This window comes from Paenibacillus larvae subsp. larvae (genome assembly GCF_002003265.1).
Taxonomy (GTDB): Bacteria; Bacillota; Bacilli; order Paenibacillales; family NBRC-103111; genus Paenibacillus_H; species Paenibacillus_H larvae.
Map to the genome: position 1 here is coordinate 3,368,223 of NZ_CP019687.1, position 15,433 is coordinate 3,383,655.

Sequence of the window (15,433 nt, forward strand, 5' to 3'; positions counted from 1 at the left end):
TTCCAAAAAGTTAAAATTGAATGGCTGCCTGTTTGCCTTTTTCTATAACTATCTTTTTAATAGCAACACGATAAGCAAAGATAGCCGCCGCTGCGCCAATACCAACTTCTGTGAAGGTCAATAAAGTTCCAACCCAAGTTGCATAATCCAATACGTTTAGAACTGCGGCAGCAGCACTTGCCGTTAGTCCAGCTATACTCATAATAAGATTGATTTACTTGTTTCTCCTTTATTACTATTATTTGGGGTGTTAACACGTCCAGTATTATCCGTTATTTACCTCTATTTGTCAATATCCCCCTTTTGTTTTCTTCCTCTATGGTAATAGGAGAATTTAGACCATTAGTAACAATTTTGCTAGACAAAAAAAGCCATTCCCTCCAAAAAGGAGATCATAGGCTTCTTTGGTGAAATGAATTTCTCACATCCAGATATATTTCGAACATGTTTCATCCCCCGGGTGGAACTATTCTAGAAGGATAACTTATTGCGGATTTCCTCGCTGAGGATGCGCTCCATCGGAAAGATATTTTTAGTACGTCTTATCGTAAAAGTAATGATGCTGACTATTTCGTCATCTTCATTACGGACGGTAACTTGAAGAGATTCATTCGGCAGCAGCTCGATGGTGCATTCTCTTTCATTAAAACCAAGTTCTGTTTTATCCAGCCAGAAAGTCAATTCGGTCCCGTCTTCCTCAGTATCACACACTTCCAGATCGGTCAGGATTCCAATAGTATTCATGAGCGTGAGTCCTGTGGGGCTGGCAAATTCGACTTCCACCGGTTCTCCTTCGCTTTGCCACTGCCCTAAGCAGGTGGAACGACATTTCTCCGGAATGACTTAAGAATGGAATAATAGCCATAGCGATCAGCGTCCCTCCTTGATGGGATAAGTGGTATGTTTGTGCAGGCAGGCTTTGAGGGGTCAGGCTTTTCCCGTCTGATGCCGGCAGGATCTGCCTGATGGGACCCATACGGTTCAAGCCTGGTATTTGTTTACTGGTAACATATTCGCATGAGTCAACTTTCAGTACAAAAATAACTTTGGCAAATGCCTCCCTTACATGATGGATAACGTTTCCGAAGAAACGATAATGTCTATTTCTTTATATTATAAGCCATATCTACAGGTTTTTCCTTCTTTTCAGTAAAAATAGGGATTTTAACCACACGGCAGAATCTTTCACAACTTTAGATACGGCTAGTCTGTTCCTTCCTGAAAGTAAAGAAAGAGTAGGCAATTCCTACGATCAGCCAGCCAATTCCAAGCATCAGGGCATGGACATTCAAGCTGGTGAACAGCCAGGCACTGAAAAGAGCCCCTACCGAAGGCACGATCAGAAAACGTACAATATCAAAGCCTTCCCGGTATTCGTTCCGAATGAAGTAGTGGGCAATTACGGATATATTTACAAACATGAAGCCGACAAGTGCCCCAAAGCTGATGAAGGATACAATGACTTCCAGCTCTCCAAACATGGCCGTCAATGACAATATCCCGATAAATAAAATATTGAATACCGGAGTTTGCAGCTTGGGATGTACATATCCGAACACCTTTTTAGGCAATGACCCTTCCCGCCCCATGGCATACAGCAGCCTTGATGCACTGGCATGGGAAGAAAGGGAAGAAGAACATACTGCGACCATTGTTCCTGCCAGGAAGAACGAGTGCATGAATGCACCTCCTACAAACTGCGCAATCTCCAGAGAAGCGGAATCTGCTTCCGCAAAGGAACTGTAATCGGGATAGACCAGCTGCAGGAAATAAGAAGTACAAGTAAATAAAATGCCTCCAATCAAAGCGATCAAAAGAATCGCACGGGGAATCGTTTTACGGGGATTGATTGTCTCCTCGGAGAGGGTCGTCACCGCATCGAATCCCAGAAATGAGAAACAAAGAATGGAAGCTCCCCCCAAGATCAGGCTGAAATCCATATCAGGCGTAAAAAAGGGGGCAGGTGATAGCAAGGTGCCCTCGCCCATTCCTCTTATAAGTCCTTGGATTGAAAAACCGACAAAAGTTAAGGCTACCAGAGTCTGGAAAGACACCAGTAAAGTGTTGATGTTGGCCGTAAGGCGAATGCCAAGCAGATTAATTGTAGTGATCAAAACAGCCATAATAAGCACCCATATAGCCCCTGGAATAGCAGGAAATGCCGAGGTCAGGTAAGCGGCCCCGATGGCGAAGTTAACCATGGGCAAGAATAGGTAGTCGAGCATCACAGCCCATCCGACTAAAAAACCTACATACGGACTTATGCTTTTTTGTGCATAGGTGTAGGTAGAACCGGCTACGGGAAAGGCCTGGACCATTTTACCGTAGCTGTATGCGGTAAACAGCAGCGCAACCAATATGGTGATGTACGATGCTGCTACATGTCCTTCTGTTAAATGAGACACGATGCCATATGAATCAAATACTACAAGAGGATCCATATAGGCAAGACCGATCAACACTACAGGTGCTAGTGTGAGGGTTCTTTTGAGCTGTGTTTGCTTGTCCAATTATCATTCCTCCTAGAGTCAAAAACGCATGTACCGATATGCGTTTTCTACAGTTTGTTTATGCTGGCGGGCTTAAATAAAAAAGCCTTTTTTCAACATGAAACACATGTCCCGTATAGAACGGAGCCTTTCTTGCTTATGCAAAAAGTCAACTATGTAACAATACTATAATTACATAAAAAATCAATGCTGTTTTTCGAAAAAAATCGAGAAATTTTTCCACTTTGTCCTATTTTATAAGCGAATCTTATAACAGGAATATAAGATTCGAATTTCACATTTCTCCCCCTTGCTTTTATAGTGAAGAGGAACTCTCATTAGCGCGCTATTGGAAATATAGTGGGGGGATGTACATCATGAGTGAACTGCAACCAAAGACAAATCAACAAGATTCTGCTTCAGGCCGTACTCTAACCGGCCACCGGACGGATGATAAACAAAAAAAGACCCGGGGATTTATCCTGGGGCTGGTTATTACTTTGATTATCGCTCTTGCAGCCAAAGCATTCTCACTGATCCCGTACCTCGATATTATGGGCCAGCTTGTTATTGCTATCCTGATTGGAATTGTATGGAGAGCTTCCGCCGGAGTGCCGGCCATTGCCGAAGAAGGCATTCACTTTGCCAGTAAAAAACTGCTCCGTCTCGGTATCATTTTGCTTGGGATGAGATTGAATCTGATGGATATTATCCATGCAGGACCTAAAGTATTCGCTATAGCCGTAATCAATATCACGTTTACGATGATTGTTGTTTATGCCCTCTGCCGGGTATTTAAAGTGGATAAAAATTTAAGTGTTTTGACAGCCAGCGGTACGGCAATTTGCGGAGCTGCGGCGGTGGTCGCTATTGCTTCCCAGATCAAATCAGATGAAAAAGAAACGGCTGTCGGTGCCGCCACCGTAGCCATTCTGGGAACTATTTTTACGCTTTTGTTTACACTGTTGTATCCGGTATTGGGACTTACCCCTGCGGGGTACGGCATTTTTTCTGGGGCTACGCTGCATGAAATCGCCCACGTTATTGCCGCAGCTGACCCGGGCGGAAGCGGAGCGGTGGATATTGCCGTCATTGTAAAGTTGACACGTGCAGCCCTGCTTGTCCCTGTCGCCATTCTGATTGGCGTTTTTATGTCAAAGGGGTCACCCCGGCAGGATAGCGGGTCTTCCCGTTCTTCCGTTCCGATTCCATGGTTCATTTTGGGATTTTTGCTTGTCAGCGGGATTAACTCTCTCGGGATCATTCCCGCACAGGCAGCTTCCTATATTGTGCTTTTAGCCTATATGCTCATTGCCATGGCTATGGCGGGACTTGGCTTGAACGTGGACATTGCCGCCTTCCGGAAACTGGGCATCCGCTCCTTCAGTGCAGGGTTAATTGGTTCCGTGATGCTTTCCGTTCTCGGATATGTACTCGTAATTATTTTCCAATTAAACACGTAAAGAACAGCCCTTGAACCGGATTTGGTTCCAGGGCTGTTTCCCTTTTATTTATCAATATGGCATTTAACCGGACGGGAAGGAGAGGAATACGCTTTGCATTTGAAATTAATCTGCTATAAAGAAGGAAACCGGAGAAGCCAAAGATTTGCGCCGCGAGGCGGCCAAGCTGGGCTTTGTCCTTCGCGATGAGGGGACACGCCAATATTTTTTTCTTAGTGATACAGACTGACTACGAATATTGTAAGGACGATGGCATAGGCGAACTCCAGTAAGCCCACCTGTTTGATGGTTATTTTTGTTTTTGGTGTCATGATTGCCCTAAGCAGACAGACAGCAAAGGGAATTATCAGCCATTTCGGGAACCACGTGAGGATGACCACAAAGGCGGCAGTATGATAGGTAACTGACAGCCAATAAAATGTTTTGTTATTTTTTTCTCTGATCATGGTTTTGACATAGAAGATGGTTCCAATGAAATAAAGCAGGCTGATCATAAAAAGTTCATGGACTGTACCCCAACCGGATATATATCCCCCTCCTGTATAAAAAGCTACATACACAATGGAGCAAAATTGAAGGACCGCAGCCAGATCGTTCACAAGCGACCTCTCCTGATTACGCGAAGCAAAGAAACAATTTACCAGGAAAAGTGGACCGTAAAACAGGGCTGTCCATACAAGCTGCGGATATAGAATCAGCAGCCAGACAGCCAGGGGAAACAGCAGGCACCCATAGAACAGGACAGGCCGTTTATAAATGGCCTTTTTACCTGTACGTACCCATTGAAGCAGGGGGTAGGAAAATAAATAAACAAGCAGCCAGGCTGTAAACAAAAGCAGATGACCAATTTTGGGACCGGAGGCCGCCATGCCGAAGGCAAAAGGTATTACAAGCATAGCCCAGGCACCATGTTGTGTCGGGATGTAACCTTTAATAAAATAACCCCCTTAAGATTCTCAATATTTCTTATTTTACCGGGTAGGGGGACCGGCGATAAGGGGAAATCACGATTTGTGAACATATAGTCGAAAATAATGTGAGTAAAATCACTAATTTCGGCCCCTTTTGTTAAGTATGTCATAGTTCAGGATGGACCGGTTGTCATATAGTGGATGTAAAATTGGATCATTTCTCCCGATTTTCAGGCAGGAAACGTTCATTGTTTCTTAAACAGTGAAGCCGTTTCCTCTTGTATATAAAGACCTCTTGTTAGCATTGTTATAACCAAATTGAAATGGAGGGAAGCAACTCATGCAACATACAAAGCTTTCGCGGGTGAATGAGCTCGGACTATTTGAAATCCGTCTGGAGTCGATTGGAGGGCTTGGTGCCAATCTTGCGGGGAAGATGCTGGCCGAGGCGGGGGTTCTGCATCTTGGCCTGAACGGTTCTAATTTTTCTTCTTACGGATCAGAGAAAAAGGGTTCGGCGGTAAAAGCTTTTATCCGTTTTTCTGACCCCCATGTTTCGTTAAGAGCATCCTCGCCTATTGACCATCCTCATGTTGTGGCTGTTTTCCATGAAGCCTTGCTCACTTCCCAAAACTGCGTAGACGGACTGGACGAAAATGGTCTGCTGCTTGTAAACACAACCCAATCACCGGAAAAAATCCGCGATTTATCCGGCTTCAACGGAGGCACAATCCTTTGTGTGGATGCGCTTGGTATTTCTATCCGGGAAAAAACGAGAATCAATACAGCAATGCTTGGTGCACTTTGCAGGGCGGTAGATTTCCTAAGCCCGGAAGCGGTAAAGACGGTCATCCGGCAAACCTTTGAAGCCAAATATCCGGCACTGGTTGAAGCCAACCTGAGAACTTTTGAAGCGGGTTATAAAGAGATCATATCCCGTTCGTTTGCCCCGGAAGACGGTTTTAAAGGGGGCCGGTTCAGAATGCCCCTGTATTTGGATATGAAACGCAGCCTATTGGCGGTGTAATCCTGAACCCGGGGAATACGGTGTTTAAAGATTTAAGCACCTCCCGCCAAGGCTTCCTGCCCGTTTTCAATCAGCAGGACTGTATCAATTGTGCAGCGTGTGATCAGAGCTGTCCCGATTTTTGTTTTGTTTGGGCAGAGGGAGAGGACAAAAAGGGAAGAAAACATCAGTTCTTGCAAGGAATAGATTATCAGTACTGCAAAGGCTGTTTAAAATGTGTGGAGGCATGTCCGACAACCGCCTTGTCTAAAGGAAGGGAGACAGAAGGGTATGCTGGCGTACATGCTGTAAAGCACAAGTTTTCGTTACTGGAACATGTTTAATAAAACTATTTATTTAAAAGGGGGAAGCCTATCGTGAGCGTACATGAAAAAGAACTTCCGATAAATGGCGGAGCACCCGCGCAGAAGATGGATTTCCGTTCCGGGAATGAAATGGCCGCCAAGGCGGCAGCGCAAATTAACTATCATCTGATGGGGTATTTCCCTATCACTCCATCCACGGAGATTGCGGAATATCTGGAGGAAATGAAATCAAACGGTGAACACGATATTAAGCTGATACCCGCGGATGGTGAGCATGGTTCTGCGGGTATATGCTATGGGGCTGCCACCGCGGGAGGACGCGTATTCAATGCAACTTCCGCCAATGGTTTCCTGTATATGCTGGAGCAGCTCCCTGTCCAGTCAGGTACGCGTTTTCCGATGGTACTTAATCTGGTCACCCGTTCAGTATCGGGACCTCTTGATATCCGCGGGGATCATTCCGATTTGTATTATGCCTTAAATACAGGCTGGCCGATTCTCATGGCGAGAGATCCCCAGGCTGTATATGACATGAACCTGATAGCGCTCAAAGTGGCCGAGCATGCCGATGTCAGGCTCCCTGTTATCGTGGCATCTGACGGCTTTTTCACTTCCCATCAGAAACGCAGGGTTCATTATTTCGAGGATCGGAAGACAGTGGAGGGGTTTGTCGGCAAAACCGGTCCTGTCTACGTAGATTCAACAGATACGAAGCATCCGGTTACCATTGGCCCGTATATGAACGACCCGGATTATATCAATAACAAATACCAGCAGTCTGAAGCCATGTACAGGGCTGGGCAAGTGTTTCTTCAAATAGCTGCCGAATATGAAGAACTTTCAGGACGGCATTATGGGCTTCTGGATTCGTACCGGATGGAGGATGCTGACATTGCTCTTGTTCTGCTTAATTCGGCTGCAGATACAGCGAAAGACGCAGCCGACCGTCTCCGGCTTCAGGGTGTGAGGGCCGGAGTGGTATCACCGAATGTAATCCGCCCCTTTCCTAAAGAGGCTCTGCAAAAAGCGCTTTCCGGTGTTAAGGTTGTGCTGATGGGAGAGAGAGCCGATTCTTACGGGGCTTATGGAGGGAACCTCAGCCATGAACTGAAATCAGCTCTTCTGGATGCGGGCTCTTCAGCTTCGGTTTATACCCGCATTTACGGTTTGGGCGGGAAAGATTTCTATCTCGAAGATGCTTTTTCTTTCTATGAGCTGTGCCTGGATGCTCTTGCCGGCAAAGAGGTTAAACGTTTTGATTATCACGGACATACACCGGGAACGGTGCAGGATAAGGCAGTAAAGGCAGGGCCGCTCAGCAAGGCAGAGACATCCGGATTTATATCTGTAACCCGGGATGCGGCTACTGGAGAGCTTAAGGTCAAAATGCCTACCATGCGGGCTCTGACGGCTAAAGCGAAAAGGATTGCGCCCGGACACGGGGCTTGCCCGGGATGCGGCATTTTCTCCGGACTTGACATGTTCTTTAAAGGAATCGAGGGGGATGTCGTGGTCCTTTATCATACGGGCTGCGCGATGGTCGTTACGACCGGTTATCCTTATTCTGCCCACAAGGTGAACTACATTCACAATCTATTTCAGAACGGTTCCGCCACTTTATCAGGTGTAGTAGAGATGTTCTGGGAACGGGTACGCCGTGGTGAGGTTCAGGTGGATGAATCAAACGTTACCTTCGTGATGATCACAGGTGACGGCGGCATGGATATCGGAATGGGTCCGGCAATTGGTACAGCTTTGCGCAACCATAGACTGATTATTTTGGAGTATGACAATGAAGGCTACATGAATACCGGAGCCCAGTTGTCTTACTCTACTCCGATGGGACATATGACCTCTACCTCCGCGATCGGCGGCGGTTTTGGAGGGAAACCGTTTCATCACAAGGATACGGCTCAAATCATGGCATCTACGAATATTCCGTACGTCTTTACAGGAACGGAGGCCTTTCCGCAGGATTTGATCAAAAAAGCGGCCAAGGCCCAATGGTATGCCCGGCATGAGGGAACGGTTTACGGTAAAATCCTTATTTCTTGTCGGAATTGGAAGGCGAAGGATGACGCAGGAACCAAAATCGTAGAAGCCGCCGTAAACAGCTGTTTCTTCCCCTTATATGAAGTGGAGCATGGGGTTACGAAGATAACCTATAATCCGGAAGATAAAAAGAAACGCGTATCCTTAAACGATTGGCTGAGCCTAATGGGAAAGACGAAGCACTTGCTGCTACCCGAGCATAAATCCACTTTGGAGGCGTTCGAAGACGAAGTGGAACGCAGGTGGAACAAGCTGAAAGCCAAGCACGAAAGCCCATATTTATAAAATGATTCGAGTCAATTTCATGATACAACTGGTGAGCGCTTAATAAAGAAGATATAGATAAATACGGTTCAGATTTAACTCTATCTTGTACCCGTTTCGGATGAAAATCTAAGTTATGAAATTGATTCATTCAGCTTGATTTCTAAATTATTGGAAAAATTCAACCCCAGTGCCGTTCAGGCGCTGGGGTTATTTATAGTAAAAGAAAAGTGAGAAATGACATTTATATTTGTGAAACTCTAATCTAAGGGGGATAAAAGCTATGATCACGAGAAAACAAAAATTAATAACTGTAGCAGCTACACTTGCATTAGGCATTGGCTTTACCGCAGGTGGAGCACCCGCTTTTGCACATCCGGATGGATCTTCATCGGGGGCCACTTCTGTCTCGTCTGTTGTGAAACAGGAGCAACTGCCTTTCACTGGGTATGTCATTTCTATTGATAACCATTACATGTTCGTGGCGGATACTTCTACAAAAGAGGAAGCATTGTTATATCAGGAAAGTTGGTGGGAATTGGCTTATCAAAATAAGCTGTTAAAAGTTCCCGTTACAAGTCATGATACTTATGAGGTCGGTGATAAACTGAATGTGTTTGCAAAAGCCATGACTAAATTCATTCCACCAATTGCTATTTCACCTACCATTGAAAAAATATCAGAGTAATTAACCTAGAAAAATTATTTTTTATTATTGGTAAGCTACAACCCAGTACCGCCCAGGTACTGGGTTTTGTAGTCTAAATTACTCAATTAGCACTCCTTGATAAGGAGAGATACAGGTCTAACATGTTCTTTTCTGAACGGAGGGAGAATGAAGCAAGGGAACAGGATAAATGTCTCTATCGGAGACGGTGTATACTTCTTTCCAATTGTTGCAAACTAAAAACATTAGTACCAGTTCCGTTGAAACGAGGGATAGCCATGTTTTCCGAAGAGCGGAGAGAACAGATTGTTGCCTTGCTGAACAAAAACAAAAAAGTATACGTCAAAGAGCTTGCAGAACGATTCCATCTGTCAATGGATTCGATCCGCCGGGACCTGACCATTTTGGAAGAACGGGGACTGCTGCGCAAAACTCATGGGGGTGCTATGCTTCCTCCCCGTTTTAAAACCAGGAGTTACCCGGCAGGTTCATATGCCCGGGAACAGATGGAACCGATTGTGGAGTATGCCTCAGGTTTGCTTCGTAACAAAGAAGTAATTTTTCTCGGAGGAGCGAATGTCCACCTGGATATGATCGGATCTATCCCGCATAATCTCCCCCTTACTGTAGTGACCAATTCTACCAAAGCAGCCGAAATCCTTCGTACAAGAAAAAAGATAACGACGTATGTGACGGGAGGAAAGCTTAGCCAATGCGGAGTTATGGATGATCTGCTGGCTCAGGGTATAACGCGGCTGTTTACGTTTGACCGTTGCTTTTTTTCTGCTTCGGATCTATGGGGTCCTGGTAAAGAGCCGCCCGGACCCGAAAAACTCCAAAGTATCCGTATGTTGGCCGAAAGGGCTCATAAAAAGATTCTCATCGCTACCCATCAGGAGCTTCCGATTGAATCTTGGCAGATGTCCCCCGCCGATTTGTTAAGTGATATCATTACGGATGAGGGATTGACGAAAGAGCAGCATCATCAACTCAATCAAAGAGGCATACACATTCATGCTGTTTCCCTATAAAAAGTGTTTTCAAAAATAAATAAAATGGGTATATAGTGGAATTAAGGGAGCCTGCCGCTCCAATCATTTTATTTAAAGGAGAGAGCATAATGAAGCTGACTTACTACGGACATTCTTGTTTTTTGGCTCAAACGGAACAACATTCGGTCATCATTGACCCTTTTCTTGACAATAATCCCCTTGCTCCGGTTAAAGCCTCGGACATACGGGTGGACGCTGTTTTGTTGACCCACGGTCATTATAACCATATTGCGGACGCTCTCACCATCGCCAAAAACAACGGTTGTGTGATTGTGGCTAATTATGAGATTGCCGGGCATTTTGCTGAACTAGGGGCTAAAACTTTTGGCATGAACCTTGGCGGGTCCTATAAATTCGATTTTGGCGAAATCAAATTTACACTGGCTTTCCATACATCCAGCTTTGAGCTGGAGCAGGGGAAATTCCTGGATGGGGGGCACCCAGCCGGAATTTTGCTTACTATGGAAGGCGTTACCTTTTATCATGCCGGTGATACGGCTTTGTTTGGAGATATCAAGCTGATTGGAGATACGAACCGGATAGATGCGGTTGCCTTGCCAATCGGCGATGTGTTTACGATGGGGCCGCAAGAAGCACTGGTAGCTGCTACCTGGCTGAGAGCAAAAACCTATATCCCCATGCATTTCAATACGTTCCCGCCTATTCGTCAGGATGGAGATGAGTGGGTGGAAAGTCTGAAGAAATTCCGCCTGAACGGAGTTCATCTGAAACCGGGTCAAGGTCTTGAGGTAGAAGCATGATTCAAATCGGGCTTACCGGATGGGGGGACCATGAAGATTTATATGAAGGGACTCCTAAATCCAAGGATAGGCTTCCTATGTACTGCGGGCATTTCCCTATTGTAGAGGTGGACAGCTGCTTTTATGCGGTTCAATCCCTTCACAATATGAGCAAATGGACGGAACAGGCACCGGATTCCTTCTCTTTTATTTGCAAAGCCTACCAAGGAATGACCGGACATTTGCGGGGCAAGAACCCTTTTACGGATACCAAGGAGATGTTTGATGCTTATTTGGAATCCCTCCGGCCCATGCGTGAGGCGGGAAAGCTTAAGGCAGTGCTGTTTCAATATCCGCCCTGGTTCACCTGTATCAAGGAAAATGTAGATATTCTTAAGGAGACACGGGAACGGATGAAAGACGTTCCGGTGGCCCTGGAATTTCGGCATCAGAGCTGGTTTGTACCGGAAATGAGGGAGAAGACGCTTGCTTTTATGAAGCGGGAGCAGTGGATCCACAGCATTTGTGATGAACCGCAGGCCGGAGAAGGTTCGATTCCGACAGTGGCTGTTCCGACGGACGAGAAGCTGACCTTGGTACGTCTCCATGGCCGGAATGTACGGGGGTGGAACCAGAGCGGAAATGAAAACTGGCGGGAAGTCAGATACTTATACCGGTATAATGAACAAGAATTGAAGGAATGGGCGGAGCGGCTGCGTATTCTTGAACAATCTGTCCGCGAGATAGCCGTTATTTTCAACAATAATTCAGGCGGGGATGCGGCAGCCAACGCGAAACAGCTCATTAACTTACTAGACATTGATTATCAAGATCTTGCTCCAAGACAACTGGATTTATTTTAGTTCTATCGACATATAGAAAAAGAGTTGTCACCATAAATCAAATCTTATGGTGACAACTCTATAAAGGAAAAAATTACGGATTTACTGCTGTAAACATATAAATAATAAGTACCAGCCTTGGCCTCATGAGATCCCGACAGACGCTTTCCTTCCACCTTATCCGGGTAGGCCGTGTAATTTTGTAAGTCTGACTCATGATACAAAAGCCAGGCCACTCCTTGCTCCTTATCCGCCTCCAAAAGTATGTCCAATTGCCCCGGGTGCTTCACTTCAAAACGGTAAATATCCGCATAGTCCGAACCGCCCACGGTTCCGGAAACCGTTTGTTTCAATTTTAATTGGCTTGCCTGCTTGAACGTATTGTTTGGTTCCTGGTCGCCCGAAAGGTTTCCATTATGTTCGTTATCCGTATTAGGGTTTCCACTATGGCCGTTATCCGGGTTTCCGCCAGCGCCAGGGTTTTCTTTTTCCGGTAACTTACCATGGAAGACGACGTCGTAAGCAAAACGGCCGTCCTCTGTTACGCGATAGTTTGTAAAATAAGCGGTTACGGTATTGTATCCGTTCCAGGTTAGGCCGGACAAGCTTTTTAGGAATCCGTCCGTCAACCCGTTCATCGTTTTCCAGTCCTGTACTTTTCCTTTTGACGGTCCTCCCGTATAGATACCCTGCAGGGTGAACGTTTTGAAAAACTGGGACTCATGCTCCTCGGTCTTGACGTTAGACAAGCCGGCCGCATTCGCGATTTCCGCATAGATTTCCGACGTGTTTTTCGGCTGAGGCACTTCCATATAATCATCGGAAACGAGAGGAGTACTCAAGCTGTCATACTGGGATATTTGCTGTTCAATAGTCTGTTGGAATTCGCGGTTTAATTTCTCGTCTTTACTTAGTTTTTCGATATTGTCCTTATATCCGTGGGAGTCATTGGCCCGAATCATATTATTAATTTTGTTAAGTTCAGAAAGATCGGTTTGATAAAGATGATTGAACATGGCGAATGAGTAATCATAAAATTTCCAAGAACCGTATTGGGCATGCAGGGTCTGTGATACAGAGTAGCGTTGGGAAGGGCTATCCTGCCTTAAATTGCCTACTACCGATTTCCGGGGCTGGATGCTATCCGTCCGGGTAGCCCCGGCAAAAAATTCGGCCCCGCCTTCTTCAAACCAGGGCATCGTTCCGCTTTCATATAAAGGTCCCCTGCCCCAAGTACCCGGGACTTCATATCGCCCTTGCAGATAGTGCGTAAATTCGTGCCGGAACAGTTCTTCCAGGCTGTAGGTACTTTGTTCTGCAGTTCTGTCATAAGTGAAGAATGTACCTATTCCTTCTATGTAAATACCCCCGTTATCGGTACTATAGCCATATAAATAATTGTTCATACGGTATTCATCCGGGTTATTATAAATCACCACGGTCAACACATCATCTGCATTACCTTTTTCGAGAGCTTTGTCGTTGCCGACTACACGGTGGAATTGCGCTTTCACTTCCTTAGCTGCCCAATATAACCGCTGAATCTGTTCTTCCTTCAACTGGCCGCCTGTTTGGAAAATAAACTTGCCATCATCAAACGAAAAACGCTGCGGCAAATAATGCGTTTTTCCCTCGTTCTTTAACTTTTCCAGGTCGATCCGGTTGCCGTTATAATCTTTTCCTGCATAATGCTCTGAAATTTGCCGGGCAGCAGTAAAGAACAATTCACTAAGACGCGGTTGCGAATTCATTGAATCCGTGAGCACCTGATTCGCCTTATCCGGATTGCTGTGATAATGCGCCAGCTCTCCGGTATAATATACCGCATTGTTTGTCAACCAGACTTTATCTGCAGACGAAGGTCCCTGCTTTGCCAACAGGAATAGCGGGTTTAAGTACGCATCAATATTTCCCTTAATGGCTTGTTTGTCAGGTTCACTCAAATCCCACAACAGCACATAACCGATTCCTTGTATGACATCGTAAAATGCCTTGCTCTTCCCGTGGTCTCCGGCATAATCATCCACATGTTCAACAAAGTCCTTCACCAACCCGGCCATACGATTCACGGTTTCCGTGTCCACAGTTGTGTTGGAAATCAATTTTCCGGCCGCCCCGATGACTTCGTTCTGGGTTGCAGATCCCCATGCAAAAAAACGGTTGTCCATCATTTTATTTATTGCGGGCAGCACTTTTTTCTTATATTCCCGGGTGTTCAGGAATCCCAGCTCCTGATTGTAATAGCCTAAATAATACCCGGAGCGTAATACCTCTACCAGTGTAGGAATCCCTTTGTCATCATCTTCCGTAAATTGGCTTCCTCTTGTTTTCAGAGCGTCGATGATGGACTGGAAGCGGTCTTGATTCTCATAAAATTGGCGAGAGTCCGGATTGAATTTAAAAAGTTCCGGAATTTGTGTCCAGCTCGAACTTGTGAGCAGATCAACAAGCTCGTTATAGGGAAGTGAATTTAAATACGCCATACTATAATCTTGATCAGTCTGGCGTTTCAGGCGTTTTACTTCCTGTTCAGGTTTGTTTGATTCGGATAATTGCTCTGTACCGGTGTCATTTTGCATCATTCCGGCAAGCGTTTCGGACAGCTGCTGGGCCTTAACGGTTCCAGACGGCCAAACCGCTGTCGAAGAAACTAAGAGCATTCCAGATAACAAAATGCTGATCCAAATGCGTTTCATATGTACGTAACTCCTTATTTTGATTATCTGTTCAAAACTATCATCCCAGAAAAGGAAAATAATAACGTTTCTGTTTGATTTATGAACAGTCATTTTTAATATCGGATTCACCTTACGAAAGATAAAGATTTCGCACCATTTTTTTCTTCTTGTGTATAGAAAAGGCTTTCTTTTCTCATAATAACTTCGTGCTCCTGAGAAGGACCATAGCGAATCATGAGGAGGTACCCAGAGACATGGCCAAAAATGACTCCAGCCTTCAATCACAAAATCCGATTTCCCAGGCCCAAAATTCCGTGGAAAAGGTACACAATGCCATTTCCCAGGCAATGACGCATCCGACGAACCAGACAGTTAACCAAGCCTATAAATCAATAGCGCATGCCGAAAACGCGGTTAGTCAGGCTGAGCTTAGCCACAGCCAGGAGGTTGTGGAACAGATCCGGAATGAACTGGAACTGGAGAAGGAGGATTTAAGCCAAATGAGGCGTGAACCTTAAGGCAGCTTCCCATGATGTTAAAAGGCCCTATAGATACTCTATGGGGTCTTTATATTATATAGAGGGAAATTCGCTGTAATTATTGACAAAAATGTATTTAATAGTAATATTTAATAGAAAGTATGGAATTTCAAATGAAAGGAGGGATTCTATTGTTTCAAATTGCGGGATATCTTGGTATTAGTACCGGGATGGCAAAAAAGATTGTTGATGTCATTGATGCTGCAGGGTGGGCATTTGTAGCTGTATCAACTATTATGGCGATTTTATCAGCAGGTGGACTAGCTGTTACAAGTGCAATGGTTGATTACGCTATTATTTATGTGAAAGATTTGCTCAAGAGAAATCTCAAGGCACAAGCTATTGTATGGTAATTGTTAGCTATCTTTAAAAGGAGACGGCTGTCTCCTTTTAAAGATGGTTAA

General features: G+C 45.2%; 14 protein-coding genes and 1 pseudogene. 10 read left to right on the forward strand and 5 right to left on the reverse strand.

Annotated features, from left to right (window positions below):
• Positions 1–10: 10 nt before the first annotated feature.
• The 3 genes from BXP28_RS17470 to BXP28_RS17480 form a co-directional block, all read right to left on the reverse strand.
• A complete protein-coding gene (locus BXP28_RS17470) occupies positions 11–202 on the reverse strand; it encodes a hypothetical protein (RefSeq protein WP_036655594.1) in 192 nt (63 codons plus the stop codon).
• A gap of 269 nt (positions 203–471) precedes the next feature.
• Positions 472–744, reverse strand: coding sequence for a hypothetical protein (locus BXP28_RS17475; RefSeq protein WP_152532834.1), 273 nt, complete (start codon positions 742–744; stop codon positions 472–474).
• Positions 745–1,193: 449 nt separating this feature from the next.
• A complete protein-coding gene (locus BXP28_RS17480; RefSeq protein ID WP_036655592.1) occupies positions 1,194–2,510 on the reverse strand; it encodes an APC family permease in 1,317 nt (438 codons plus the stop codon).
• Between the two features lie 356 nt (positions 2,511–2,866).
• Here BXP28_RS17480 and BXP28_RS17485 point away from each other — a divergent pair, with 356 nt between their 5' ends.
• Together BXP28_RS17485 and BXP28_RS25645 are read left to right on the forward strand one after the other, a co-directional pair.
• Positions 2,867–3,952: a YeiH family protein gene (locus BXP28_RS17485; RefSeq protein ID WP_077585150.1), complete on the forward strand. Its 1,086-nt coding sequence runs from the start codon at positions 2,867–2,869 to the stop codon at positions 3,950–3,952.
• 145 nt (positions 3,953–4,097) lie between these two features.
• Positions 4,098–4,181 carry a CysS/YqeB C-terminal domain-containing protein gene (locus tag BXP28_RS25645; RefSeq protein ID WP_437435900.1) on the forward strand — a complete coding sequence of 28 codons (84 nt, stop codon included), beginning with the start codon at positions 4,098–4,100 and terminating at the stop codon, positions 4,179–4,181.
• Here BXP28_RS25645 and BXP28_RS17495 read toward each other — a convergent pair.
• Complete coding sequence (locus BXP28_RS17495; protein ID WP_023482289.1) at positions 4,165–4,848, reverse strand: YwiC-like family protein; 684 nt, start codon at positions 4,846–4,848, stop codon at positions 4,165–4,167. The two genes, BXP28_RS25645 and BXP28_RS17495, sit on opposite strands and share 17 nt — an antisense overlap.
• Positions 4,849–5,203: 355 nt before the next feature.
• Here BXP28_RS17495 and BXP28_RS17500 point away from each other — a divergent pair.
• The 6 genes and pseudogenes from BXP28_RS17500 to BXP28_RS17525 all read left to right on the forward strand — a co-directional run bounded on the left by BXP28_RS17500 (position 5,204) and on the right by BXP28_RS17525 (position 11,833).
• Positions 5,204–6,213: pseudogene (locus BXP28_RS17500) on the forward strand (2-oxoacid:acceptor oxidoreductase family protein).
• An 87-nt stretch (positions 6,214–6,300) separates the two neighbouring features.
• Entirely contained in the window at positions 6,301–8,532 is a 2,232-nt protein-coding gene (locus BXP28_RS17505) for a thiamine pyrophosphate-dependent enzyme (RefSeq protein WP_046655000.1), read from the forward strand.
• A 262-nt stretch (positions 8,533–8,794) separates the two neighbouring features.
• Positions 8,795–9,199, forward strand: coding sequence for a DUF3221 domain-containing protein (locus tag BXP28_RS17510; protein ID WP_023482286.1), 405 nt, complete (start codon positions 8,795–8,797; stop codon positions 9,197–9,199).
• Positions 9,200–9,456: 257 nt separating this feature from the next.
• Entirely contained in the window at positions 9,457–10,209 is a 753-nt protein-coding gene (locus tag BXP28_RS17515) for a DeoR/GlpR family DNA-binding transcription regulator (RefSeq protein ID WP_036655583.1), read from the forward strand.
• An 89-nt stretch (positions 10,210–10,298) separates the two neighbouring features.
• The gene (locus BXP28_RS17520; RefSeq protein WP_036655579.1) at positions 10,299–10,991 is read left to right on the forward strand and encodes a metal-dependent hydrolase; all 693 of its coding nucleotides are present in this window, start codon (positions 10,299–10,301) and stop codon (positions 10,989–10,991) included.
• Complete coding sequence (locus BXP28_RS17525) at positions 10,988–11,833, forward strand: DUF72 domain-containing protein (protein WP_023482283.1); 846 nt, start codon at positions 10,988–10,990, stop codon at positions 11,831–11,833. The genes BXP28_RS17520 and BXP28_RS17525 overlap by 4 nt, the downstream gene beginning before the upstream one ends.
• A gap of 44 nt (positions 11,834–11,877) precedes the next feature.
• Here BXP28_RS17525 and BXP28_RS17530 read toward each other — a convergent pair whose 3' ends face one another.
• Positions 11,878–14,508, reverse strand: coding sequence for a collagenase (locus BXP28_RS17530; RefSeq protein WP_046654994.1), 2,631 nt, complete (start codon positions 14,506–14,508; stop codon positions 11,878–11,880).
• Between the two features lie 236 nt (positions 14,509–14,744).
• Between BXP28_RS17530 and BXP28_RS17535 the strand changes: the two genes are divergently transcribed.
• Together BXP28_RS17535 and BXP28_RS17540 are read left to right on the forward strand one after the other, a co-directional pair.
• Positions 14,745–15,008, forward strand: a complete 264-nt coding sequence (locus tag BXP28_RS17535; protein ID WP_024095479.1) for a hypothetical protein — start codon at positions 14,745–14,747, stop codon at positions 15,006–15,008.
• Positions 15,009–15,160: 152 nt separating this feature from the next.
• Positions 15,161–15,382 (forward strand): uberolysin/carnocyclin family circular bacteriocin, encoded by a 222-nt coding sequence (locus BXP28_RS17540; protein ID WP_036655577.1) that lies wholly within the window; start codon positions 15,161–15,163, stop codon positions 15,380–15,382.
• Positions 15,383–15,433: the final 51 nt, after the last annotated feature.